This is a genomic window from Enterococcus infantis (genome assembly GCF_049166715.1).
Taxonomy (GTDB): Bacteria; Bacillota; Bacilli; order Lactobacillales; family Enterococcaceae; genus Enterococcus_C; species Enterococcus_C leclercqii.
Genome location: NZ_JBMHFB010000002.1, coordinates 151,799 through 175,005 on the forward strand (window position 1 = coordinate 151,799; position 23,207 = coordinate 175,005).

The following is a 23,207-nucleotide window of genomic DNA, read 5'->3' on the forward strand; positions in this document are numbered from 1 at the left end:
ATCAGAGACTTTGATCCACCAGTTTAGTTTTGTTGCTTTCCATTACTCGGAAGAAAGGATAGTAGATAAGCACGCTGATGGCAATCAGCACCAGACAAAAGAGCACATTGCGCCAGTCCATGCTGGAGAGGTAGGCTTGGGCAAAAAATGGTGTGAAGGAAGGATCCACGATAAAGCCCAGTCCAATGAGACCCAATTTTTGAGCGAAATAAGTCAAAAGTAAGGAGACCACCGGTGTCACCATAAAGGGAATAGCTAAGATCGGATTAAAGACGATGGGAAGTCCAAAAATGACCGGTTCATTGATGGAACAAATACCTGGAATCAAGGAGAGCTTTCCAATGGTGCGGTATTCCGGTACCCGACTGCGCATCATCAAAAGCACTAAGCCTAAGGTTCCACCTGCGCCGCCCATAACAGAGATCCGAAACATCTGCAGGTTCATCAGGTGTGTCATAGTTTCGCCATTAGTCAGCTGTTCAGCATTCAACCCGGTTTGAGCCATGCCCAAAGTAAAGACGATGGGAAAAATAATGGAAGAGCCATTGATGCCAAAGAGCCACAACAGATTTCCCAACGTAACGATCAACAGAAAGCCACCGAGGGAACCGGCGATTGTGGTGGCTGGTGTCAAGATGGTCATCACAGCTTCCGGAAAAATCTGTTTAGTGGTAGCTAAAAAGATCAAGTTGATGCCGTAAAATATTACGATATTGGTCAATAAAGGCAGTAGTGTGTTGATGAAAGTAGCAACCATCGGCGGGACACTATCTGGCAATTTCAGCTTGATATTTCTGACCTCAAAAATGCGGCAGATTTCTACGACTAAAAGGCCCACTAGAATCGCTACGAAAAGCCCATTGGTACCTAAAAAATTCAGCTCGATCCGACCTTCAGTGACAGGCGTACAAATCATCAGGTACACAACGGCTGCTACCATTCCGTTCATGGAAGGATTGAGCCTGTATTCATTAGCCAGAGAATAAGCAATACCAAAGACTGATATCAGCCCGATGATCCCCATGGTTAGATTGTAAGGGGCAGTAATCACATCGTAATTGGCAACGGCGAAGTCCTTCCAACCTGCTAGAAACTTCATGAAGAAATTGGCAGTAGCCGCGTCATATTGGTCCATATTGATGGGGGGATTGGCAAAAATCAGGAAAAAAGACCCGATTACGATAAAGGGCAGCCCGAACATCATCCCACTAGAGATTGCTTTCAAATGTCGCTGATTACCGATTTTAGCAGCAAAAGGACTCAATACATCATTGAGCTTAGTGACCATCGAAGACTTTTGATTATCCATGAGAAAATTCCTCCTTCAGTGTATTTTGCTTGGTGAGTCAGGTAGTTTATGTGGTTTATCTGTTTTCAAGGGAAAGCGTCTTGAAAACTCAATGAGTTGCTTAGGGCGCTTGGTAAGCGTAGACGCGGTGCCAAGCAAAATACCAAAATAGTGCTTGGTGAGTCAGGTAGTTTGTGTGGTTTATCTGTTTTCAAGAGAACGCATCGCTCTAATTCTTTTGCGATTTTAGACTTGCCACGGGTTAAATTCGAAGGCGCTGTCTACTACATTTTGAGGATCGTAGGTTTTCAGGATTTCGGCATAGTCTTCCTTATAGTGGTTATCTACCGCAGCTTGAGGCACGACTTTACTTGCTTCGTGCAGGAAGTGCTCTGAGCCGCGACCCATTTCCTTGCCACGGGTGGTATGTTTATCCAAAGCAATATCGGGAATCTCCGGCACGTAGCCCATGGCGAAGCTTTTGATGACGATGTTTTTTAAGAGATCTGACGAACGATCTTTTTCGGAGTTGCAGAGGTAGCGAATCGCATGAATAAAAAACATAGCCCGATCAGATTCGTTATATTGGAACTCTTTGCGCATCGTATTTAGGTTGTTGACCATGATAGCTGCCAACGGGTTGCCCATGCCGATATCCTCGACGCTGATGGCCAAGAGTCTGCGCCACAGTTTCTCCTCAAACTGCGGGGAGGTGATGTACATTTCATAGGCAAACTCACAGGCGGCCTTTTCATTGCCTCGGCGGATCGATTTTTGCAGAGCAGAAATTACTTCGTCTCCCGCCAGATTGTTGCGGGTCTTGATTTTTGCCCAAGGATCTTGGATGAATTGATTTTCAGTCATGTTATAATACTCCTAACTATAAAAGATGGCAGGTGCAGCAGATGGATGTAGAAATGCTGATCGATAAATACCAATTGAACGATTCCGAGGCACAAGTCCTGCGATTGATGGCTCAAAAACGTGGTGTGCTCAAGCAGATGGGGATTCGTGATGTAGCCAAAGAAGGCTTTATCTCCACTGCTACTATCATCAACATGGCCAAAAAAATTGGCTTTTCGGGATATAGCGAGCTGGTTTTTGCTTTGGAAAACGCCTATGCTCATCCAGCAGCACCACATTCTTTCACCCCAGAGCAAGAACAACAGTTTATTACGCTTATGAAAAAGTTCAAGGATAAGCGAATGATGGTGCTGGGTTCCGGTTTTTCCCAGAATCTTGCCAATTACTTTTCTGAGTATTTGAATCTTTATGGTTTGCGAGCAACAGCTAATAGTCACTTGGAGTATTTGCGAGAAAACAAAGAAGAGGAAATTTTACTGTTTATTATTTCCAATTCTGGAGATACCCAGCGTCTGACTGAGTTAGCAACCACTGCTTGCGAGCATCGTTTACCTTTAATTGCTTTTGTTGGTAACGAGCAATCCAAGATTGGTCGGCTGGCAACATTAACCATCAGCACGGAAACTTATGCGCCTCAAGTAACGGAGGCTTTTGCTCCTAAGTTGTTTTTCGGTACTGCCCTCAACCAGTTTGAACTCTTGATGAGCAGTGCGTTAAAGGAAATTTATCGATAGAAGATGATGCGGCCGCTCTCTTCACTTCCAGTATACGGAGTCACGCCTGAGATGAAAGGGGTTTGCTAGGATTGTGAACATGTTTAAAAGAGAAAAAACATGTTTGGGAAAATGAGCAAAAAGACGGCAAGCAGGAGTGTTTGAAAAGCGTAGAACTCCCGCAATCATACGAATAGCAGACAAACAGAACAGCGGGGTGCCGGTGTTCTGTTTTTTTCATGACTACAATCCAGCTAAGCATAAAATGCTGTGCAATCTGAAATCAGAGCACAGTAAAAATCTAAAAAGAAAAAGGTTTGGTACAATTTGACAGATAGTTGGAAAATTTTAATTGGAACTCTCATTTTCCCCACCTTTTTTACACACTCCCAGAAATGTTGCTCAATATTTCACAAATTATGAAAGTGTTATAAGGATTCTATTATATTGTCTTTGTTATCATTCTGTTATTGAAAACGTTTGCTATTATGTTTTTATAACCACTTCCGAAAACAGCAAAAGTAAGCGAAGTTGGTTGAAAAAACGAGGGCGACCACGGCTGTGGAAAGTCGTTTGTTACTTACGGGAATATTTGTTGGCAGCTGTTGTTGAGTCAGTCTGTCAGTGTATATTGCGGCAAGTATCGGGGAAGCCGGACTCTTTTTTTCGAAGAATAAGATTTGCAGCAACTAGAGAAGGGAGGTACATAACACATGGACATTAACACGAAACTGATCCACGGTTATCCGGTTTTCGATCAGCAGACGGGTGCTTCATCAATCCCTTTGTATCAGGCATCCACCTTCCAGCAAGGGGCGATTGATCAGCCACAGGATTTCACCTACAGTCGTTTTGGCAACCCGACACGGCAGGCTTTGGAAGAAGCCATTGCAGCCATAGAAGGGGGCCGCTGTGGTTTTGCTTTTGCATCGGGGATGGCAGCAATTTCCAGTGTGCTGCTGTTATTTGAAGCTGGCGATCATCTGGTTTTTTGTAAGAGTATCTACGGGGGGACATTTACCTTGGCAGAAACCGTGCTCAAGCGTTTTGGCATCAAGGTGAGCTATGTGGATGAGACAGATCCGGCAGCCTGGGAGCAGGCAATCTGTCCAGAGACCAAGGCACTATACATGGAAACACCGTCAAATCCGCTGTTGAAAATCACGGATATTCGCAAGGTTGCCGCGCTGGCTAAAAAGCGAGGACTCTTGAGTATCATTGATAACACCTTTATGACACCGCAGTTTCAATCGCCGTTATCTTTAGGTGTAGATATTGTTATTCACAGTGCCACGAAATTTTTGAATGGTCACAGCGATGTTGTAGCGGGACTGGTGGTTACCAATAATCTGACCTTAGCTGATCAGATTCGTCAACAGCAGACGGTTCTAGGGAGCATTCTTGGGGTGGAAGATTGTTGGCTGGTGTTGCGGGGAATGAAAACGATGGGGCTGCGGATGGCGCAATCAGCCGCTTCGGCTCAAAAAATTGCTGAATTTTTGGAACAGTCGCCGCAGGTTACAGCCGTGCATTATCCAGGATTGCCCGCTCATCCAGGGGCCGAAATTCACGCCAAACAAGCAACGAGTGGTGGAGCGGTGTTATCCTTTGAGCTGGAAAATCGTGAAGCAGTGTTATCCTTTGCCGCGGCAGTGAAGCTGCCGATTACAGCGGTGAGCTTAGGCGGTGTGGAGTCGATTTTGTCGTATCCGGCGACTATGAGTCACGCTTGCGTACCAGCTGAAGAACGGGCCAAACAAGGAATCACTGAAGGGCTGTTGCGATTATCGGTGGGCATCGAAGACACGGAGGATTTGCTGGTAGATCTTCAGCAAGCGTTAGCGCAGATACCGAATGCTTCGTCAAAAAAGGCGGACAATCTTCTTCACACCGCCTCGGGAACTTGATGGCAGCGTGGACCGAATGAGGAAAACAGTATCAAAGGACTAAAGCTAAGTAACCACTTAAGCCCTCATCTTGACTCAGCTCTAAAGCCAAAGCTAAAGAACTGTCAGTGGCTGCTGGGGGGGAAGAGTCCCGACCATAACGCAAAGGATACTAGACTCTTTTTTGAAGGTATCAGTAGGTAACAAAAAGTTCTACAGCATTTATTTACGTTATTTCTATCAATTATAAAATGACAAAGTGAGGTCAACTACACATGGACTTATTTCTTATTATAGCCAATATCGCGGTGATGTTGGTGATGCTAGCAGTCTTAAATCGCATGGCGAAAAAATATGTTTCCTTCTCCAAACGGGTTTTTGCCGGTTTGGGAATGGGGATTGTCTTCGGAACAATCTTGCAAGTTGCTTTTGGTTCGACTAGTGAAGTAGTAGCCGAGTCCACCAACTGGTTTGGCATTGTCGGAAACGGCTATGTCGCGTTATTGAAAATGATTGTTATGCCTTTGGTGATGGTTTCTATCGTCAGTGCGATTAACAACCTTAGTTCGACAAAAGGTCTTGGTAAACTAGCGGGAACAATCATTGGTTTCCTGATTTTTACTACCCTAATTGCGGGTACACTGGGTGTGGTCAGTGCCAATCTCTTCCATCTGGATGCAGATTCGATTCAAGCTGGTCAATCAGAAGCGGATCGGGCAGCCTATCTGGAAGAAAATCTGGCCAATGTGGAAGAACTATCCATTCCTCAAAAAGTGGTGGAGTTCATCCCTACCAACCCTTTTGAAGACATGACAGGTGCACGTAGTACGTCTACGATTGCTATTGTTATTTTCTCAGCCTTTGTCGGTGTCGCGGCGCTACAGATTAAGAAAAAGAAAAAAGAAGAAGCAGAGATGTTCACGAAAATTGTCAATGCCGCTTACGCCGTAGTGATGCGCATGGTGACATTGATCCTGCGTATGACACCTTATGGAGTAGCAGCGCTGATGACTTCAACTATCGCTAAGACCAACGTAGAAGGGATCCTGAATTTGGGAACCTTTGTACTGGCTTCTTATACGGCAATTCTCTTGATGTTCCTTGTGCATTTGGTGTTATTGATGGTCTTTGGTTTGAATCCAATCATGTTCTTGAAAAAAGCTTGGACCACGCTGGTCTTCGCCTTCACTTCCCGGACGTCTGCGGGGGCAATTCCGATGAACATCGAAGCGCAAACACAAAAAATGGGTGTCTCTGAAAAAGTAGCCAACTTTGCGGCAACTTTTGGTGCAACGATCGGCCAAAATGGTTGTGCCGGGATTTATCCGGCGATGCTGGCGGTAATGATTGCACCAACTGTCGGAATTGACCCATTGTCACCAGGCTTCATCGTTCAGCTGGTAATCATTGTAGCGATTTCATCCTTTGGGGTGGCGGGTGTCGGCGGCGGGGCAACGTTTGCTGCATTGATCGTTTTGAGTTCCATGAACTTGCCGGTGGGATTGGCCGGGTTGTTGATTTCCATCGAGCCGATGATTGATATGGGACGGACTGCGTTGAACGTTTCCGGTTCCATGACGGCAGGTCTGTGCTCGGCTAAAATGCTGGGTGAGATCGACATGAGCGTCTACAACGATGCCGATGTACGGGTACGGGAAGTCTGAGTCGATTGCCCAATCTGGCAGTTGTTAAAAAAAACAGCAGTACCCACTAACATGAAAACACAGCGGGGCGGCGGCTAGTCCGCACTCCGCTCTCTTTTTGAAGATGTAGTAAAATCCAACGAGCAGGTGACAAATATGAAAACAATCATTATCGGCGGGACCGCAGCAGGCATGAGCGGAGCCGTAAAAATCCAAAAAATGGCAGAAAATCCAGAAGTTGTGGTCTATGAAAAAGGTGAAGTAGTCAGCTTTGGCGCTTGCGGGTTACCTTATTATGTCGGTGATCAGTTTCACGACAGTCGGCAGATGATTGCCCGTGAACAAGCAGCTTTTGAAAAGATGGGGATCAAGGTTAAGCTTTTCCATGAGGTGACTGCAGTCGATACCCTCAACAAAACCGTTACAGTGTGGGATAGCCAAGAAGGGCAGAGCTTCACTGATACATATGACCGGCTGCTGATTGCCTGTGGCGCGTACCCACTCACGCCGTCGTTAAAGACACCAGATGCCGCAAAATATGAAAATCTTTTCCATCTAAAGACGATTGGTGACGGCCGTGCCCTGAAAACCTACCTGCGAGTAGAAGAGGTGCAACATGTTACGGTGATTGGCGGTGGCTTTATCGGTGTCGAGTGTGCTGAGGCGCTTTTGCATCAGGGCAAACAAGTGCGGCTGATTCAATTGGATGAGCATCTATTGGCGGATTCCTTCGATTCTGAAATCAGTGAAGTGTTAGAATACAAACTGCGGACAGCCGGAGTGGCGCTTCATTTGGGAGAAAAGGTTCAGGATTTAGCAGGGGGCGTAGACGAAGAAAGTATTGCCCGAGTTCACAGCGTAGTCACCAATCAAGGGGAATACGCTACAGATCTAGTAGTGATGGCAATTGGTGTACGGCCCGCGACGCAGATGTTAGGCTCAGAGTTTGATAAACTTGCCAATGGGGCCTTAATCGTAGACAATCAGGGACGCACCAACGTGGCAGATGTCTGGGGGGCGGGCGACTGTGCGACTGTGCCTCATCTAGTGACTGGCGATAATCGTTATATTCCGCTGGCTACAGGTGCCAACAAACTGGGACGGGTTGCCGGTGAAGTGATTGCCGGAGCAGATAGCTATTATCCAGGATCATTGGGAACTGCCGGCGTGAAATTCTTAGCATTGGAAGCTGCCCGCACCGGCATTACGGAAGCGGATGCTCTCAAATTGGGGCTGAGTTTCAAAACGGTGGTGATCAACGACAAGAACCAGACGGATTATTATCCGGGGCAAAAAGATATTCGGGTCAAACTGATTTATGACGATCAAACCCTGGTGATTTTGGGGGCGCAGATTGTCGGAGAAAATGGTGCCGCGCTGCGGATTGATACTTTGGCGGCAGCCATTACTATGGGGATGACTACCAAGCAGTTGGGAATGTTGGATTTGCTGTACGCACCGCCTTTTGCCCGTACGTGGGATGTTCTGAATGTGGCTGGTAACGTCGCAAAACCAGGTAGAAAACCGGCGGCACAGCCGGTGGGCTAACTTATGAAATTAACTCGTTGTTGAAATTGATTACGAGTCACAGAAAATTGCGAGCCCAATTGTCTTGTCGCAGATTTGTCCGTAGCCGCAACGCTTCTACCGCGACAGCAATGAATAGGGAAAACCGGCTGAACAAGCACCATACGCTCAGCCGGTTTTGTGCGTGATTTGCCAAGAGCTGATTTCTCTTCAGTCTGTGGCTTACCTTGCGTTTCCCGGTTGCCATTTTTGTTTCTTTCCCGTATTCTTGAGACAGCAGAAACCTACAAAAACAAGGGCTGAATCCTCGCCACTAGTGGACAGCCGTGTTTTTTGAGAGCAGAATGGAGAGCAGGACATGGAGAAGTTGAAGGTGATGACGGTTTTCGGCACGCGGCCGGAAGCTATCAAGATGGCTCCTTTAGTAAAAGAGTTGGAGCAGGCGGACTGGTGTGAGGCGCAGGTGGTGGTTACCGGTCAGCATCGCGAAATGCTGGATCAGGTATTGACCGTGTTTGATATTGTGCCGGATCACGATTTGGCCATCATGAAGCAGGGGCAGACGATTGAAGAAATCACGACGCGGGTTTTGACCGGCTTTGGCAATGTATTAGAAACCGAGGCGCCGGCTGTGGTCTTAGTCCACGGAGACACCACCACGACTTTTGCCGCCGCACTGGCCGCTTTTTATCGACAAATTCCGGTGGGACATGTGGAAGCTGGTCTCAGAACATGGAACATGGCACAGCCGTTTCCGGAAGAAGCCAACCGTCAGCTGACCGATGTGCTGGCATAGCTGTACTTTGCCCCTACCAGCCAAAGCCGAGACAACTTGCTGACAGAAGGCAAAGCCGCAGACAAAATCTTCGTCACCGGCAATACCGCTATCGATGCTATGCGGTTCACTGTGACTGATCGCCAACGTCTGGATGGTCGTCCCCACTGGCTACCGCAAGCCGAGCAAGACAATCAAAGAACGCAAACTAAGACGGGAACAGCAACTGGGGCAAATCAGCAAGAAAAAGAGTCTACTTTGACAGCTTTTGAGACTTTCGCAGATCAGCAAGCCACAGCTGCCACTACGCCGAGTTCACCAGCAGCTGGTCCCCAGATTTTGGTGACCATGCACCGCCGTGAAAATCTCGGAGAACCGATGGCGCAGGTCTTTCGTGCGCTGCGACGAGTAATTACTGAACAGCCGCAAGCCCGCTTGATTTTTCCAATGCACAAAAATCCGGCAGTGCGGCAATTGGCCCAAGAAATTTTAGGCGAGTTGCCACAAGTTGAATTGATTGAGCCGCTGGATGTCGTGGCTTTTCAAAATCTGATGGCGGACTGCCAACTGGTTTTGACGGATTCCGGCGGCTTGCAAGAAGAAGCGCCGGGGCTAGGGGTACCAGTTTTGGTGCTACGGGAGACCACGGAGCGGCCAGAAGGGGTTGCAGCGGGAACGGTACGATTAGTGGGTACTGATGAAGCCGTGGTTTATCAGGAAGTGACCCGGCTATTGACTGATCGCGCTGCTTATCAAGCGATGGCTCATGCCGCCAACCCATATGGAGACGGTCAAGCTAGTCTCCGTATCGTTGAAGCGATCGCCTATCATTTCGGCATCACCCAGCAGCGACCGGTTGATTTTCAAGTGTAAGAATATGACAGCATAAACCCGAAGTTGCAGCCAGATCAGGTTATAACTTCGGGTTTTTCCTGTCGTCGCTTTTTGGACGGAACAATGAGTGGTTCACCAAGCGGCAACACAAATTTTAGCGGCAAGAATTGCAACAGTAAACTTATTAATTTTAGCCTTTTGTAGGACTGAAAAGGGCACAAATTTCCTCAATCGGTTGTAAAAGGGCGGCCTAAACTTGTTTAGGAGTCTTCTATTGGAAGACACAAAAAATCCGCAGGTTGGTTAGGCCTGCGGAATTAAGAAGTGATGTGTAGAGGGATTCAGAATTCCTTACACGTTGATGCGAGAATCTTCCCCAAAATTCTCTTCGCGTTTAGTATAACGTATATATTATAAAAAGTGAAACGATGTGCATAGCCCGCCGAATCAAGGTTTTTGCCGAAATACCTCCTTTATGGTAAAATACTTACAAAAAGTTAGCTGATTGAGTGAAGTCACAAGGAAATCATCGCAAGCAGCTCTTCGGTGCCTAGAAAGGAAGTGTGGGAAATGGAATTTTATTTTGACGCTGGCCAAGCAGGTGGCAAGAATCTATTGCTGTTGCATGGGACTGGTGGTGATGAGCGTTCACTGGTGGATATCGCTCGTTTTTTGGATGGGAGCTGTCGTATCTTGTCTTTTCGGGGCGAGGTGGAAGAAGAGGGAATGAATCGCTTTTTCAAACGCAACGGCTTGAACCAGTTTGATATCGACAGTCTGGAGGTGGAAACTGACCGACTGTACGAGGAAATCAAGCGGTTGAGTGCCGAAAAAGGTGTCGTCGAAGAGGACTGGGTACTGGTGGGTTATTCCAATGGAGCGAATATTGGGCTGCATCTGCTGTTGGAGCGGCAAACCAAGCTGTCTGGTGGGATCTTTTTTCACCCGATGTCGCTAGGTGTCCATACTCACGAAGAACCGCTGACGGACAAAAGGGTTTGGCTTTCCCAAGGCAACGACGATCCTATCGTATCCCAAGCGGCTTTCGCTGAATTGGTGGCACCGCTGCAACAACGGGGAGCAGATGTCACGCTATTCACCTCTGAGCAAGGCCATGCCATCACCATGCCGGAGCTTAACAGCGCTCGTGCCTGGTTGTACACGCCAGCTTCTAAAAAAGATCAGGAACAATAGGGCTCAAAAATTGGCACAAATTATCAATAAACGATGAAAAAACCGCAGAAGAAGGCAAGTCACAGCCGTCTTCTGCGGTTTTTATAGGGAGACTAAGCCAAGTTTTGCATAAAAGGATAACTACAGTTGGCAGCAGGCAATTCTAATTTTTGAGCGAAAACCAAATACGTCCACCCTCTATACGCCCAGCTGGTCTATAGTTCCCCCTAAATGACCCTCTAAGTCCATGAGGCGAAAAATTTGACGAAGAAAGAAATTCAGCATATTATTTGCTTGCGCAAGCAAATAATAATTAGGAGGGATGGCCAATGTCGCAGGGGACAAATGAAAGTGACAGTTTGAAAAAACTACCTGCTGTCAGTCGTAAATATGTCAAGTTGATTGATGATTATCTTGCTCCTTATCAACTGAATTCCAGCGTGTACTACTACCTGTTGAAATTGCATGATTTTGGCGATTTGCCTCAGGAACAATTGGTGCAGCTGACCGGCGTCAATGCCAGCAACGTGACTCGGGGAATCCAAAAGTTAGTGGAGAATCAGTACGTGGAGCGAAAAGAAAATCCCCACGATCGCCGGGGCCATCTGCTTTCTTTGACAAAAGCAGGACACGACATGTACGAGGTGATCACTGAGGCATTGCAAAAAGCCAATCGGGACTTTTTTGCACCATTGTCCCCGGCTGAACAAATCACATTTATCGAAACCATCAATAAACTCAGTCAATAAATTCAAAGGAAGTCTGAATATGAAAAAAGAAGAACTGTTGAAACGCTTTGTGACCTTTCCTGAAGACTACCAGCTTGTAGAAATGACAGACGAGACTAGAAACAATCAAAAAGTAACAATCTTGCGCTTCCAAAAAGACGGTCTATTTCGCAAAAATGGTCCCCGAATTATTGGCATTTTTGCAGGAACAACGTTGGTCAGCTTAAAAAACCTTACCAGCGTCCCAGTGGGGAAATTGACTTCAACTGTGCGCTCAGAAGCCGTAGCGGAGGCGCTCTTTTTCAAAGCCAATCCTGACTATGCAGCGGGTTTGTCCTTTATTCGTACCGAGCACCAACAGCGTCAATTAATTACTGATGACGGACAGCTCCGGCAATTTCCTGTCCTCTGGGTCAAGTTTGCTCACGATAACGGCAGTTACAATTGGGTCACACTGGGGGCAGAAAACCAGCTGATTGAACTGGAAATCGATTCACGATGGGACTATTTTCGTGGTCGCCGCCAGACCGAGATGTGGGACAATGACGACTGGGTCTTGGCACGAGCTGGCAAAGGTCCACAATTAGCCAGCCCTAATGCATTAGCCTAGAGGAGAAATAAAAATGAATGAAACAACTTATGAAAAAGAGCTGATCCGTTTGGGCGAATTACGTGATCGGTTGCAAAGTTTGGAAGAAACCGATTATATGACAGCTTATTACAAAGGCTACAGCAGAAGCGGGGCGACTTTAGAGGAAATCAAAGAAGAAATACAGTTTTTAGAAGAACAAATCCACGAACTGGAAGAGCGCTTGTCTGATTTTGAGTGGTAACTGCCGTATAGTTAAAAGATAAGTAAAAAACGATAATTGCTTAAGAAAGCACCTCTCCAAAGTTAGCGTAAAACAGACTTTTGGGAGGTGTTGTTTTTAATTAAATTCCTTAAGCCAGTACAATTTCTTGCGTTTTTGTAATGAAAAATCGATTTTCTGAAAGAAAGCTTTCTTTTTTGTAATAATTGACGCTATTTTATATACAATTAAAACAATTTGGTGTAAGGTAAGTGCTGGAATTGGACTAGATCACTGCCAAAATAATGGTAGTGGCTCTTGTTTTGAGCAAATTATCAATAATGGAGGGTTTTTTATGAAAATCGCAAGTATCATCTCAACTGTCGCTTTGGCTTGTTTGCCGATAGCCGGCTTGGCAACCAACGCAGGAAGCGCGCCGCAAAAATCAGGGGTGGCAGTCAGCCAAAATTTAGAAGAGGCCAGCAGTTATGCCAATGTCAACAAGATTGAATTTGGTGGTGACTTTTCTTCCTTCAATTCTGGTGAGATGAAACTTGAAGTTGGAAAGGCATATACAATCCCGGTCACAGTCAGCTTTTCCGGCGATTCGGCAGCGATTTTGCAGGCACAGGTGTTGTTTGAAAATGTCGATCCCAGGTTGAAGATTGAGTATGATGATAATCTGGTGATCAGCGGATCTCAGGGGAGCTTTAGTTTTTCTGTGACCCTATTGGAGGGTAGTGATAAGCCGGCACAGTTCACTGTCAAGGTGACGGACAGCCAGCCGGATGACGCCAATCATCTGACTCCGTACTCTCAGCGTCAGACTGTCTATCCCGGTGATACAACAGACACCACGGATAGTACCGACACAACAAGTACAACCGATTCAACAGATACCACTGACACAACAAGTACAACCGATTCAACAGATACCACTGACACCACGAGTACTACGGATACCACGGACAGTACCGACACAACAAGCACAACAGATACCACGGATACCACGAGCACAACGGACTCAACGGATAGTACGGACACAACAGATACCACCGACACACCGGATACGGTGCCGACTACTGATTCCGACAGCAGTTCTTCAGAAACAGTTTCTTCAACAACTGTGGACAGTAGCGAATCTTCTTTGGAGTCAACGAGTAGTACGGCCACCGAAAAAACCGCTGACAGCAGCAGTACTACGAGGGATAACAGTAACCAGAAAAAGCTGATTCCGACAGAAAACAGTAGTCAGACACCACCAACTAACAGCAGCTCGTCGGGACATTTGCCAAAAACGGGTGAAAAAGTCACCAACAGCACTTGGGTGGGTGTCGGCTTGGTCTTGCTGGCAGCAGCGGGTCTGCTTTGGCGCTTTGCCGGTAATCAACAGAATCCTCGCCGTAAATAATCGCTAGAAAAGTGTGGTCAGTGACGGATATCTAGGTAACTTGAACAAACATAAAGTAAAGAAAACGACAACAAATGCATCAAAAACGGTCCCTGCTATGGAGTGAAGCACTCAAAAGCGGGGACCGTTTGTTTGTCTGTAAAGGCTGCCGCCAAAAGATCAAGCAAGCACTTCTTTAAAAAAAGCTACCAAAAAACTCAGACAGGAAGTCTTCCCATCTGAGTTTTTTCAACCGTTGTCTGAGCTTTGTAAAGTACGCTCGTGGGATTAACCTGCTACGCCAACAATCTGAGGACAATGTCTCATTATAGTTCAGTCTTCAACAACTATCTGAAAGCTTGCCTTGTATTCCGTGATAAAGGCGGTTTCGAAAGCTGTAAAGTCGGCATAGTGGAGAGGAACCTCATTGCGGTCGTCTTCCCACTTTTGCAGCGCTAGGCGTTTGGCATCAGCAATCAGATCCGCTTCTTCCAAAATGCGGGTGCCGTTTTTTTCTTGATAGAGCATGGCAATCACCTCGTTTAAGCAAGTTGCGGCTTATTTTTTAGGAAAACGAGCCAAGCTGGCGTAGCCTTCCAGTTCTTCTTCAATCCGTAAGAACTGATTGTATTTTTCGACCCGTTCACTGCGGGCCATAGAACCTGTCTTGATTTGGCCAGCATTCATTGCTACTGCAAAGTCAGCGATAAAGGTATCGCCAGTTTCACCGGAACGGTGGGAAATCATCGTGCTGTAGCCATTTTTACGAGCCATTTTGATGGCAGCAATGGATTCAGAAACTGTCCCGATTTGGTTCAATTTGATCAAGATGGAGTTAGCAACCCCGCGGTCAATCCCTTCTTGGAAGATGGCAGGATTGGTAACAAAGATATCGTCACCTACCAATTGGATGTCGTTGCCCATTGCATCAGTCATCGCTTTAAAGCCATCCCAGTCATGTTCAGAGAAGCCGTCTTCAATGGAGATGATGGCTGGATATTTTTTAACCAGTTCTTGATAGTAGGTCAGCATTTCGGCAGAAGTCATTTCTTTGCCTTCAAAGTTGTAATGTTTGCTTTCATCAGACCAGAATTCGCTGGAAGCAGGGTCCAAGGCAATCGCAATTTCTTCACCTGGAATATAGCCAGCTGTTTTGATTGCTTCGTACAAGATTTCGATAGCTGCTTCTGTGCTGCCTAGTTTTGGAGCAAAGCCGCCTTCATCACCAACAGCTGTTTCCAACCCTTTTTTAGCAAGAATGCTTTTTAGTGTGTGGTAGATGTTGGCAATTTTTTCTACGCCGTCGCGGAAAGATGTCCGTTTTACTGGTGTGATCAAAAATTCTTGTACGTCGATGCCGCTGTCAGCATGAACCCCACCGTTGATTACGTTGAAGAAAGGTTGCGGCAATTCCAAATCAACGCCACCAAGGTAACGGTACAGTGGCACTTTTTTGCTTGCAGCTGCAGCACGAGCCACCGCCATGGAAACACCTAAAATAGCATTGGCACCCAGACGGCCTTTATTGGCAGTGCCATCCAAGTCAATCATGATTTGGTCAATTTTTTGTTGATCAAAAGGACTTTGACCTACCAAAGCATCTTTAATTTCAGTGTTGACGTTAGTGACAGCTTTCATAACGCCTTTGCCTTGCAGACGATCGCCGCCGTCCCGCAATTCAACTGCTTCACGATCACCGGTAGAGGCACCAGATGGCACTTCTGCACGGCCTAATGTGCCGTCAGATAACAAAACATCGGCTTCGACAGTGGGATTACCGCGGGAGTCGAATACCTCCCGGGCTTTGATATTTTCGATAGTAACTTGTGACATGATGATTCCTCCAATTTCAGTTGATTTTTTTGGGAGGTGTCTAGAAATAAAAATGACACCTGTTGACGAAAATGCTCCTCCAGGCTGCAAGGCAACACAAAGAAACTTCGGCAACAGGCGTCATCAGCTTTTCAGCGGTTATAGGGAACACCATCCCTGATTCATGTATTATGCTAGCACGATTTGTGATTGGTGACAAACAAGAACGCTTGAAGTCAGTATTGGTCAAAAAAACCTTCTAGATTCTGTTGCTAGTTTGCTCGTGGGCACTGGTTGAGAAAATGTGAGCTTGACCGATTCTGTAAATCGTCTGGACAGCGAAACACTCTTGCTATTTAATTGTCAATTTTAAGACTCCGTTTTCTGCTGGTCGTTAGTTTGGATTGGGGTTGCCGGAACATCTTCAATCACCCGCAGCTCTAAAACGGCTTTTTGCCAGATGGCGCCGTTCATCAGGAAGACCTTATCCAAGTGTTGATGAACATAGCCAATGTCATATTCCAATAAGGCTTTTTCACCGGCAAACACTTGATGACGATGATGATAGTCGCCCTTGCGCCGGGGCGTGTCAATCCAGTTGGCTGAATCAGCACTGTAGCTGGCATGAAGAATCTTGACACTGCCTTCCAGAACCTTGAGCTCCAGCTGATGATGACCGGGAGTGGAAAAGTGTAAGGTATGGAGACGTTTTTTGCCAAAGAAGGGTTCCAGTAAGATAGTTTCAGCTGTGCTCTTTTCAGTTAAGTGTGATTCAGGCGTTTGTTTCGATGTGTGTTCTGTCGTATGTTCGGACATATCAGTGTTCCTCCTGTTTGGTAGCAGCAGAAGTTTTGGCAATTTCTGAGAGACGTAGACCGGCGTGGTGTTGCAGCCGTACTGTTTTCGGATGAACGATCAGCTGGGAAGTATAGATGCCTTCGTGACCAGAAACGTAGTAACTGATGAAAGCAGCCGCAACATAATAAGGCAGTGCAGTGGCCCCAAAGAGATCGATTCCCAACATAATCGTGGTTAATGGCGCATTTGCCGCACAACCGAAGACAGCAATCAGCCCCATCGCAGCAAATAGTGCCGGTGATTGGTGGAAAAGTTGTGCGATACCCGAGCCCAATGTTGAGCCAATATCAAACAACGGCGTCACTTCGCCCCCTTGGAAACCGGCTCCCAGACTGAGACTAGTGAACAAGAGCTTGGCTACTGGATCCAGCAGACTGGAAGTTCCTTTGAAAGCATCATCCATCATCCACAAGCTCAAGCCTTCAAAACGCTGGCCGCTGACAACTAACATCAGTACCACCACGATTCCAGCACTCACAAAGGCCCGCAAGAATGGCTGAGTAATGGTCTTTTTGTAAAAAGCTTTGAAAAAATGAGTCAATGCGGCAAATGCGCGACCAAACAATCCAAAAGCAATCGCGGCGACAATGACTGCTAACAACAATTGCCCAGTGACTTCTGGCAGCTGTCCGATTGCGTGGCCTTCGTGAACAGTCCCCAGCGACAAAGCAACAAAATTACTCAAGTAAGCAGCGGTGAAACAAGGAATTAACGCTTTTCGTTCCAGACGGCCAATATAAGCCATTTCCATACCGAAAAAAGCCCCCGCCAATGGGGTACCAAAAATAGAAGCAAAGCCCGCACTGATACCGGCATGAACTACAATCTTACGGGCATCTTTGTTCAGCGGGAACAGGCGACCTAATTTGTTGGCAACCACGCCGCCAATTTGAACGGCGCTGCCTTCGCGACCGACAGAAGCGCCAAATAAATGGGACAAAATAGTGAAAATAAAGGTCATGATTCCCATGCGTACCGGGACGTGGGCCTCAGTCTGGATGCTTTCGATAATCAGATTGTTTCCTTTGTCAGAACCTTTACCGAACTGTTGGTAGCTAAATGCTGTGGCTACTCCCAGCACCGGCAACAAGTACAAGAGCCAGTTGTGGCCATCGCGATAGGTACCCACCCAATGAAGTGCTGCCAGTAAATAATGAGAGAAAATACCGGTAAGAACAGCTGTCAGCAGGATGGCAGCATACATCACGAGTAGGTTTTTTAAAGCGGCTGTAGTAGTCAGTGCTGCTGAATCGCCAGTAGCAGTGGACTTGTGATGGTGGTGAGTTCCAGTATCCGGCTGAGGCTCTTTCTTAGTCCGGTTGCTGTAGGACTGTCCAGTAGACGGAGTATCCGCAACTGATGCAGCCGTTGAGGGCGGCGGAGTTTCTTGCGTGTGGTGCAGGTTGTGTTTTTCTGGTTCCATTTAAATTCCTCCTGAAAAATCGGTGAACGAGGCTGCGGCGCTGCGGTGGCCATTTTGATCCGCTGCCAGCTCCCAGCTGGCTGTTGCGCTGATTGGTTTGAAAATGAAAAAAAGCCAATGATCCCTGCAAAAGTTTGCAGAAGTCATCAGCTGTATCAGCGGTTTTGGCTGCCCAAGGGAGACGTTCATTCCCATATAAAGTTGCTTGTTTATGATACCACGCTTTCCTTGAAAGTCAAGTAGGACAAGCGTCTGTGGTAAAAAAAACGGAAATTGGAGCTGGCAGGTGACGCCCAAAGCACCATACCCATCTCTTCGTAAACACCTTGCGAACACGCGTTACTTACAAAAAATCCCATAATGTCCGCAGCAGCGGAGAAGAATAACTTTCTCGGCGGCAGACTAGCGTGATATCGTTTGATAACTTCAGCTGCGGAACTGTTAAAGAGACTAAGGTTCCGGCTGTCAGCTGTGCTGTTACTAGTGGTTCTGGCAAAAACGCAATACCGAAGCCAGCGAGGCAGGCAGCAATCAAGGTCTGGGAATCCACGCTTTCCCATTGGGGTTGAACCGTATAGCCGGCTAGTTGTAGGGCCGCAACGAATGTTTCCCGCACGGCACTGCCGCGTTCTCGTAATAACAGGGGCTGCTGTAGTAGACGATTGAGAGACAGACGATAATCGGGAAAAGAGGCTGCCACAGAGGGTGTAGCCACGGGAATAATGGCATAGTTGGCAATCTTTTTAGTGCGGAGATTCTGACGGACAAGCTGGCCTTCAATTACTGCCAAATCGACTTTTCGCTGTTCGAGCAACGCCAACGATTGTTGGGCAGGGTAGATTTGTACCGAAAAGGCTGCTTCAGTGAAGGCAGAGGCCGCCTGGCGAAAATCCTGCAGTCTACCAGCCAGACAAGTTTCACCATACGTGATACAAGCAGCGATATTCAAAGGGCTTTCGGCTTCTAAGTGGGGCAGCTGTTGGTTCAAGGCTGTAAAATCTTGCATCACTGGTCCGAGCCGCGCTGCTAAAATTTCTCCGGTTGTAGTGAGGCGCACGCTGCGATGTAGGCGATGAAATAACGGCGTTTGACATTCTTCTTCCAGCTCCTTGACAGCATGGGAGACTGCCGATTGGGTGAGGTAAAGATTTTCGGCGGCCTTGGTGAAATTATTTGTTGCTACGACTTCCAGAAAGATATGTGCTTGTTTGAAATTCATAAGCTGCCTCCTGACAGATTTTTTTATACGTCTTATCAAGCAGGCCTCTTAAAGATAAAGATTGCCAAGGCGAAAAAGACGTGATAGCTACCCCTTGATGGGACCAGGCTATTTAGAACCGGTATTATATGTTAGTGATTCGAGAGTAAAGAGCTATGTTTCCTGAATACCTTGTTGATTAGAAAAGTTGACATGAATAAAATTCATCTTTAGACCATTATACTATTATTTCACAGATGGTAAAACAGCTTCTATACTAGATAGAGTAACAACAGTTGAGCATAACAGAAATATAGATAATGCTAGTTTTTGCTCGCTATCATCTGGCCGATTTGGTGCCGCAGATTATATATTATGGAGGAGTTTGTTATGGAAAAAGGGAAATTGTATTTGTGGCTAATCTATGTCAATTTGTTTATCTCCACCTTCACTTTTGGCGGCGGCTATGTGGTGGTACCTATGATTCGTAAATATTACGTAGAAGAAAAAGAGCTTTTTGACGAAGATACCTTGATGGAAATGGCAGCCATTGCTCAGTCTTCTCCTGGGGCTATCGCTATCAATTTAGCTGTCTTGGCTGGCAAAGAGGCGGCCGGCTATCCGGGAGCGTTGATCAGCGGACTTTGTGGAATTACGCCTCCCATTATTATTTTGGGCTTGATTGCCGGCTGGTACCAAGAATTTGCCCAAAATCGGACTATCATGGCAGTTTTAGCAGGGATGCAGGCTTGCGTGACAGCGATGATTGTAGATCTTGTGATTGATATGTGCCAGCTGATTTTCAAAGAAAAAAATCCGCTACTTTTGGGTTTAATTCCCTTTGCATTTATTGCCAACAGCTTTTTCGGTATTAATGTCGTAGCTATTTTAGCAATCAGTGGTGTGCTATGTGTCGCTTCTTTGTGGTGGAAAAAAGATCGTGGGGTGCTGAACTGATGGGGATGCTTTTTATACGCTTTTTTAAGATTGGTTTGCTGAGTATCGGTGGTGGGTACGCAATCATTCCTTTGATTCAAGCAGAAGTCGTGACTCGTGAAGGATGGTTAACGGAAAGGACCTTCACTGACATTATCACCATCTCTCAGATGACACCGGGTCCGCTAGCTGTAAATACCTCGACTTTTGTCGGGATGCAGCTGGAAGGATACGGCGGAGCTATCGCAGCCACGGTAGGCTGTGTCTTGGGCGGTATTTTGATTTCTTTGACCTTACTGGTCTTTTTTAAAAGGTATCAGGAATCTAAGGCGGTTTTTGCCATTTTAAATGGCTTAAAGGCTTCTTCTGTAGGACTAATCATGTCCGCTGGCTTCACGATTATCTTGCTGACCTTCTTTGGTTCAGGGACTACAATACATTGGCACAGCTGGTGGACTCAAATCGATTGGCTAGCTGTGGGACTATTTGGGAGTAGCTTAGTGATTCTACGCAAGACAAAGATCAATCCGATTTGGGTAATGATGGCCGCTGGCTTTGTTGGCTTTTTGTTGTATAGATGAGAAAGAATTTAGTTTTAGCTGTACTAAGAAATAGTGTTCGGTCAGCATTTTTCAAAGCATCACCGTACCTGTATCACAAGGATTATCGGACTGACGTGTTCGGTGCGATCAGTTGAAAACCCAGCGACTCTTGCTTTCTATAAACAGAGTGATAGACTCGAAGTGAGAAAACGTTTTATTTTATAGAACAAAATGGAGGCAATCATATGAAATTTACTGTATTGTACTACTCTCGTACCGGTAATACCGCAGCGATGGCAGAAGAAGTGGCGCGAGGGATTCATCAAGTGCCGGGCGCTGAGGTTAAAGTCAGCTCGCTGGAGAATCTTGACGAAGATTGGCTCAACGCGAGTTCCTGTGTAATTCTGGGATCTCCTACTTATATGGCAGATCTGGCAGGAGTCGTGAAATGTTGGCTAGAAACTGCTGGTCACATCTATCAGTTATCAGGGAAGCTTGGAGGTGCTTTTGCAACGGCCCATTTCCCTCATGGTGGCGGGGACATTGGTATCCAGTCAATCTTGCATCATCTGTTGGTAGCAGGCATGATGGTCTATTCCGGCGGAGATTCCCTGGGAGACCCGGTAATCCATCTGGGACCGGTGGCACTTTCCGAAGACATCCACGCTGCCGACGAACTGTTTTGGATATACGGCCGTCGTATGGCTGAACAAGCGATGCGGCTATTTGAAAAATAGTTGGTGTACGGGTAAGGAAAAAGGTTCGGAAATTATTGCTTTCTTAGAAGGATTCTTCGCAAAAAGACGGTCCATAAGAGTATTGGATACGTTGGTTATTAAAGATTTCATCAGAAAGTTATAAGAGATGTTTACGATTTCTTTCACTATTTTACGTTTTATGATAGAATAATTATAATAAAATGAGAAATAGTGAAAAGGGAGTAGGCAGAAGAGATGGAAGGTTTTTTGATCAAGCTTTTGGGGCGACCGGAGTACGCGCGAATCCTGATGGAAAGCAAACTTGCGTTGATGTTGATGCTAGCGCTGCTTTTTTTGAGTGGAGCACTTTTGGTGCGAGGTTTTAAGCGTCTGCATACTGATATTTTGGCTGGTACAGCTTGCCTTTCCGGTGGTCTCGTTCTAATTATTGTTTTGTTCTATGGGATGATCTTTATCTCAGTATTTGGAATCAATCTTCCTTAACAAATGAGAGCATTGACATCAAAATGATAAAAAACACGGTAGAAACTGGTTTGTATCCGTTTCTACCGTGTTTTTTTGTTTTTCCAAGCTAACTACGATGCATAGGTAATGACGACTTCCTCAGAAAGCTGAAAAAATTAGGTCGTTACCGCCGAAAAGATTAAGTCCGTACAAGAATAAAAGGATACCATTTAGAATAAAAGATAAAACGATGATTCCATAGCGAATGGTGAAGTAAGAGTAACCTTCTGGCTGAAAATTACTGTGTCGCGGTCCGCGATAGCGAAACATCAGCCACAATAAGCCAATGGTCAAGGCTGACTGGATAAGGATGCCAATCAGTTCCAAGCCCTTATTAGGAAAAAAATACAGCTGCACAAAATAACTTCCGGCGGCCAAGAGATCCAAAAGAAGCGCAACAAACGGCATAACTGCCACCTCATTTCTAGTTTGGGAAGATGATAGCACATCTGTGCCACAGCTGTAAAATAGCGGCTATCATCTAGGCTGCATTAATAAAAAAGCGACTACTTAGGAAATCCGAAATAGTCGCTTACATATTTTGAACTTATTTTTTATCGTCTTTGCCTTTGATATCGTCGATGAGTTCGTTGGCTTTAGCAGCAACATCATCAGCGGCATCTTTCGCTTTGTCTTTGAGTTTGCCGAATTCTTGTTGGATCTTACCCTTCAATTCTTCAGAGTCATCCCCGGTAACCTTGCCTTTGACTTCAGTTGTTTTGCCCTTGACTTCGTCTTTGTCCACCATGTGTGAAGACCTCCTTTGATTTGTGGTACTGGGCGGAATTTGAATTGCCCTAAATCCAGTCTATCATTCGAGATGTTTTGCGGCAATTAACTTGCTTTTGTCCGTGGCTGTGGTGGCGGGTTTTGCTTCTTAGAGAGGCTACTGTAAACGTGAGGGACAGGCTCGTATCGATACTAAAACAACCGGTAACCGCAAAAAATCGCAGTCGCCGGTTGTCTGGAGCCTTCTGAAGTTGTGTAGCCGTCAAATCTGTAAAAAAAGCTATCAGCCAAACTCAGAGTTTTCGTTCAAAAGGATCACTAGAGATACCTTGAGCGAGCACTTGTTTGGCATACTCCTGTGCGGAAAAGAGGGAGTGATCCCGATAGTTGCCGCATTCTTTAGCAGAAACTGCCGGAACAAAATCGGCAGCAACTACGTGATTTTCCAACACGGTTTTCAGGGCATCCCGGACTTCTGTGGTGGAATGTTCGCCCCATAAAATCAAATAGTAGCCGGTGCGACAGCCCATCGGCGACAAGTCAATGACGCCTTCTAGATGATCTCGTAGATTGACTGCCAACAAGTGTTCCAAAGTGTGCAGAGCTGCAGTTGGCAAAGCTGCTTCATTTGGTTGTAAAAAACGCAGGTCGTATTTTTCGATATGTGCACCGTTATGGTCTTCTGATCCCGCCAGTCGTACGTACGGGGCCTTCACCAGGTTGTGATCCAATTCAAAACTTTCTACTCGTGCCATCGAGATTCCTCCAAATCATGATTGATAATCCACTGCCCTAAGAGTAAGAGCTGTCGTCGATTCAAGTTGGGGCAATGATACCAGAGAATCCGTGGGGGGACAAGTAGATTTTTTATAGA

23 protein-coding genes, 1 pseudogene and 2 riboswitches are annotated in these 23,207 nt (G+C 46.2%); of the genes and pseudogenes, 14 read left to right on the plus strand and 10 right to left on the minus strand.

The features are described from left to right. Window position 1: 1 nt before the first annotated feature. Window positions 2–1,309 (minus strand): PTS sugar transporter subunit IIC, encoded by a 1,308-nt coding sequence (locus ACOMA8_RS03285; RefSeq protein ID WP_421368494.1) that lies wholly within the window; start codon window positions 1,307–1,309, stop codon window positions 2–4. 225 nt (window positions 1,310–1,534) lie between these two features. Then, complete coding sequence (locus ACOMA8_RS03290) at window positions 1,535–2,152, minus strand: AAA family ATPase (RefSeq protein WP_421368496.1); 618 nt, start codon at window positions 2,150–2,152, stop codon at window positions 1,535–1,537. A 41-nt stretch (window positions 2,153–2,193) separates the two neighbouring features. Here ACOMA8_RS03290 and ACOMA8_RS03295 point away from each other — a divergent pair, with 41 nt between their 5' ends. From ACOMA8_RS03295 to ACOMA8_RS03340, 10 genes and pseudogenes are all read left to right on the plus strand, one after another. Further along, window positions 2,194–2,886, plus strand: a complete 693-nt coding sequence (locus tag ACOMA8_RS03295; protein ID WP_421368498.1) for a MurR/RpiR family transcriptional regulator — start codon at window positions 2,194–2,196, stop codon at window positions 2,884–2,886. 692 nt (window positions 2,887–3,578) lie between these two features. Then, window positions 3,579–4,772 carry a trans-sulfuration enzyme family protein gene (locus ACOMA8_RS03300; protein ID WP_421368500.1) on the plus strand — a complete coding sequence of 398 codons (1,194 nt, stop codon included), beginning with the start codon at window positions 3,579–3,581 and terminating at the stop codon, window positions 4,770–4,772. 254 nt (window positions 4,773–5,026) lie between these two features. Beyond that, a complete protein-coding gene (locus ACOMA8_RS03305) occupies window positions 5,027–6,415 on the plus strand; it encodes an L-cystine transporter (RefSeq protein ID WP_161898951.1) in 1,389 nt (462 codons plus the stop codon). A 135-nt stretch (window positions 6,416–6,550) separates the two neighbouring features. Next, window positions 6,551–7,942: a CoA-disulfide reductase gene (locus ACOMA8_RS03310; protein WP_421368502.1), complete on the plus strand. Its 1,392-nt coding sequence runs from the start codon at window positions 6,551–6,553 to the stop codon at window positions 7,940–7,942. Between the two features lie 337 nt (window positions 7,943–8,279). Continuing rightward, window positions 8,280–9,569, plus strand: a pseudogene (gene wecB / locus ACOMA8_RS03315) (non-hydrolyzing UDP-N-acetylglucosamine 2-epimerase). Between the two features lie 531 nt (window positions 9,570–10,100). Then, complete coding sequence (locus ACOMA8_RS03320) at window positions 10,101–10,724, plus strand: alpha/beta hydrolase (RefSeq protein ID WP_421368505.1); 624 nt, start codon at window positions 10,101–10,103, stop codon at window positions 10,722–10,724. Window positions 10,725–11,032: 308 nt separating this feature from the next. Next, window positions 11,033–11,452, plus strand: coding sequence for a MarR family winged helix-turn-helix transcriptional regulator (locus ACOMA8_RS03325; RefSeq protein WP_421368507.1), 420 nt, complete (start codon window positions 11,033–11,035; stop codon window positions 11,450–11,452). 19 nt (window positions 11,453–11,471) lie between these two features. Further along, window positions 11,472–12,041 (plus strand): hypothetical protein, encoded by a 570-nt coding sequence (locus ACOMA8_RS03330; protein WP_161900029.1) that lies wholly within the window; start codon window positions 11,472–11,474, stop codon window positions 12,039–12,041. A 13-nt stretch (window positions 12,042–12,054) separates the two neighbouring features. Continuing rightward, window positions 12,055–12,264, plus strand: a complete 210-nt coding sequence (locus ACOMA8_RS03335; RefSeq protein ID WP_421368509.1) for a hypothetical protein — start codon at window positions 12,055–12,057, stop codon at window positions 12,262–12,264. Window positions 12,265–12,577: 313 nt separating this feature from the next. Continuing rightward, window positions 12,578–13,633 (plus strand): LPXTG cell wall anchor domain-containing protein, encoded by a 1,056-nt coding sequence (locus tag ACOMA8_RS03340; RefSeq protein ID WP_421368511.1) that lies wholly within the window; start codon window positions 12,578–12,580, stop codon window positions 13,631–13,633. A 312-nt stretch (window positions 13,634–13,945) separates the two neighbouring features. Here the strand turns inward: ACOMA8_RS03340 and ACOMA8_RS03345 are convergent, their stop codons facing one another. The 5 genes from ACOMA8_RS03345 to ACOMA8_RS03365 form a co-directional block, all read right to left on the minus strand. Then, the gene (locus ACOMA8_RS03345) at window positions 13,946–14,140 is read right to left on the minus strand and encodes a hypothetical protein (RefSeq protein WP_161900026.1); all 195 of its coding nucleotides are present in this window, start codon (window positions 14,138–14,140) and stop codon (window positions 13,946–13,948) included. A gap of 30 nt (window positions 14,141–14,170) precedes the next feature. Further along, window positions 14,171–15,445: a phosphopyruvate hydratase gene (gene eno / locus ACOMA8_RS03350; protein WP_421368514.1), complete on the minus strand. Its 1,275-nt coding sequence runs from the start codon at window positions 15,443–15,445 to the stop codon at window positions 14,171–14,173. Between the two features lie 107 nt (window positions 15,446–15,552). Continuing rightward, window positions 15,553–15,612: riboswitch (Fluoride riboswitch) on the minus strand. A gap of 181 nt (window positions 15,613–15,793) precedes the next feature. Continuing rightward, window positions 15,794–16,240: a hypothetical protein gene (locus ACOMA8_RS03355; protein WP_421368516.1), complete on the minus strand. Its 447-nt coding sequence runs from the start codon at window positions 16,238–16,240 to the stop codon at window positions 15,794–15,796. 1 nt (window position 16,241) lies between these two features. Beyond that, window positions 16,242–17,705 (minus strand): chloride channel protein, encoded by a 1,464-nt coding sequence (locus ACOMA8_RS03360; RefSeq protein WP_421368518.1) that lies wholly within the window; start codon window positions 17,703–17,705, stop codon window positions 16,242–16,244. 130 nt (window positions 17,706–17,835) lie between these two features. Then, window positions 17,836–17,907, minus strand: a riboswitch (Fluoride riboswitch). A 141-nt stretch (window positions 17,908–18,048) separates the two neighbouring features. Then, window positions 18,049–18,924: a LysR family transcriptional regulator gene (locus tag ACOMA8_RS03365; RefSeq protein WP_421368520.1), complete on the minus strand. Its 876-nt coding sequence runs from the start codon at window positions 18,922–18,924 to the stop codon at window positions 18,049–18,051. A 369-nt stretch (window positions 18,925–19,293) separates the two neighbouring features. Between ACOMA8_RS03365 and ACOMA8_RS03370 the strand changes: the two genes are divergently transcribed. The 4 genes from ACOMA8_RS03370 (at window position 19,294) to ACOMA8_RS03385 (ending at window position 21,583) form a co-directional block, all read left to right on the plus strand. Continuing rightward, entirely contained in the window at window positions 19,294–19,860 is a 567-nt protein-coding gene (locus tag ACOMA8_RS03370; protein WP_421368522.1) for a chromate transporter, read from the plus strand. Then, window positions 19,827–20,420: a chromate transporter gene (locus tag ACOMA8_RS03375; protein ID WP_421368524.1), complete on the plus strand. Its 594-nt coding sequence runs from the start codon at window positions 19,827–19,829 to the stop codon at window positions 20,418–20,420. Before ACOMA8_RS03370 ends, ACOMA8_RS03375 begins: the two co-directional genes overlap by 34 nt. A gap of 206 nt (window positions 20,421–20,626) precedes the next feature. After that, entirely contained in the window at window positions 20,627–21,118 is a 492-nt protein-coding gene (locus ACOMA8_RS03380; RefSeq protein ID WP_421368526.1) for a flavodoxin family protein, read from the plus strand. 216 nt (window positions 21,119–21,334) lie between these two features. Beyond that, a complete protein-coding gene (locus ACOMA8_RS03385; protein WP_161900019.1) occupies window positions 21,335–21,583 on the plus strand; it encodes a hypothetical protein in 249 nt (82 codons plus the stop codon). Window positions 21,584–21,703: 120 nt separating this feature from the next. On the opposite strand, the gene ACOMA8_RS03390 is transcribed toward ACOMA8_RS03385, so the two are convergent. The 3 genes from ACOMA8_RS03390 to ACOMA8_RS03400 form a co-directional block, all read right to left on the minus strand. Further along, on the minus strand, window positions 21,704–22,012 hold the full coding sequence (locus ACOMA8_RS03390) for a hypothetical protein (protein WP_421368528.1): 309 nt from the start codon (window positions 22,010–22,012) through the stop codon (window positions 21,704–21,706). Window positions 22,013–22,151: 139 nt separating this feature from the next. Then, entirely contained in the window at window positions 22,152–22,352 is a 201-nt protein-coding gene (locus ACOMA8_RS03395; protein ID WP_421368530.1) for a CsbD family protein, read from the minus strand. A 274-nt stretch (window positions 22,353–22,626) separates the two neighbouring features. Beyond that, window positions 22,627–23,088 (minus strand): S-ribosylhomocysteine lyase, encoded by a 462-nt coding sequence (locus ACOMA8_RS03400; RefSeq protein ID WP_161900016.1) that lies wholly within the window; start codon window positions 23,086–23,088, stop codon window positions 22,627–22,629. Window positions 23,089–23,207 lie beyond the last annotated feature (119 nt).

Excerpts from the sequence above, each read along its gene's own strand:
- ACOMA8_RS03345 (WP_161900026.1), bottom strand. The coding sequence starts at position 14,140 with ATGCTCTATCAAGAAAAAAACGGCACCCGCATTTTGGAAGAAGCGGAT.
- ACOMA8_RS03325 (WP_421368507.1), top strand. The coding sequence starts at position 11,033 with ATGTCGCAGGGGACAAATGAAAGTGACAGTTTGAAAAAACTACCTGCT.
- eno (WP_421368514.1), bottom strand. The coding sequence starts at position 15,445 with ATGTCACAAGTTACTATCGAAAATATCAAAGCCCGGGAGGTATTCGAC.
- ACOMA8_RS03380 (WP_421368526.1), top strand. The coding sequence starts at position 20,627 with ATGAAATTTACTGTATTGTACTACTCTCGTACCGGTAATACCGCAGCG.
- ACOMA8_RS03400 (WP_161900016.1), bottom strand. The coding sequence starts at position 23,088 with ATGGCACGAGTAGAAAGTTTTGAATTGGATCACAACCTGGTGAAGGCC.
- ACOMA8_RS03390 (WP_421368528.1), bottom strand. The coding sequence starts at position 22,012 with ATGCCGTTTGTTGCGCTTCTTTTGGATCTCTTGGCCGCCGGAAGTTAT.
- ACOMA8_RS03335 (WP_421368509.1), top strand. The coding sequence starts at position 12,055 with ATGAATGAAACAACTTATGAAAAAGAGCTGATCCGTTTGGGCGAATTA.
- ACOMA8_RS03365 (WP_421368520.1), bottom strand. The coding sequence starts at position 18,924 with ATGAATTTCAAACAAGCACATATCTTTCTGGAAGTCGTAGCAACAAAT.
- ACOMA8_RS03290 (WP_421368496.1), bottom strand. The coding sequence starts at position 2,152 with ATGACTGAAAATCAATTCATCCAAGATCCTTGGGCAAAAATCAAGACC.
- ACOMA8_RS03300 (WP_421368500.1), top strand. The coding sequence starts at position 3,579 with ATGGACATTAACACGAAACTGATCCACGGTTATCCGGTTTTCGATCAG.
- ACOMA8_RS03305 (WP_161898951.1), top strand. The coding sequence starts at position 5,027 with ATGGACTTATTTCTTATTATAGCCAATATCGCGGTGATGTTGGTGATG.
- ACOMA8_RS03285 (WP_421368494.1), bottom strand. The coding sequence starts at position 1,309 with ATGGATAATCAAAAGTCTTCGATGGTCACTAAGCTCAATGATGTATTG.
- ACOMA8_RS03310 (WP_421368502.1), top strand. The coding sequence starts at position 6,551 with ATGAAAACAATCATTATCGGCGGGACCGCAGCAGGCATGAGCGGAGCC.
- ACOMA8_RS03330 (WP_161900029.1), top strand. The coding sequence starts at position 11,472 with ATGAAAAAAGAAGAACTGTTGAAACGCTTTGTGACCTTTCCTGAAGAC.
- ACOMA8_RS03395 (WP_421368530.1), bottom strand. The coding sequence starts at position 22,352 with ATGGTGGACAAAGACGAAGTCAAGGGCAAAACAACTGAAGTCAAAGGC.
- ACOMA8_RS03320 (WP_421368505.1), top strand. The coding sequence starts at position 10,101 with ATGGAATTTTATTTTGACGCTGGCCAAGCAGGTGGCAAGAATCTATTG.
- ACOMA8_RS03355 (WP_421368516.1), bottom strand. The coding sequence starts at position 16,240 with ATGTCCGAACATACGACAGAACACACATCGAAACAAACGCCTGAATCA.
- ACOMA8_RS03340 (WP_421368511.1), top strand. The coding sequence starts at position 12,578 with ATGAAAATCGCAAGTATCATCTCAACTGTCGCTTTGGCTTGTTTGCCG.
- ACOMA8_RS03295 (WP_421368498.1), top strand. The coding sequence starts at position 2,194 with ATGGATGTAGAAATGCTGATCGATAAATACCAATTGAACGATTCCGAG.
- ACOMA8_RS03385 (WP_161900019.1), top strand. The coding sequence starts at position 21,335 with ATGGAAGGTTTTTTGATCAAGCTTTTGGGGCGACCGGAGTACGCGCGA.
- ACOMA8_RS03370 (WP_421368522.1), top strand. The coding sequence starts at position 19,294 with ATGGAAAAAGGGAAATTGTATTTGTGGCTAATCTATGTCAATTTGTTT.
- ACOMA8_RS03360 (WP_421368518.1), bottom strand. The coding sequence starts at position 17,705 with ATGGAACCAGAAAAACACAACCTGCACCACACGCAAGAAACTCCGCCG.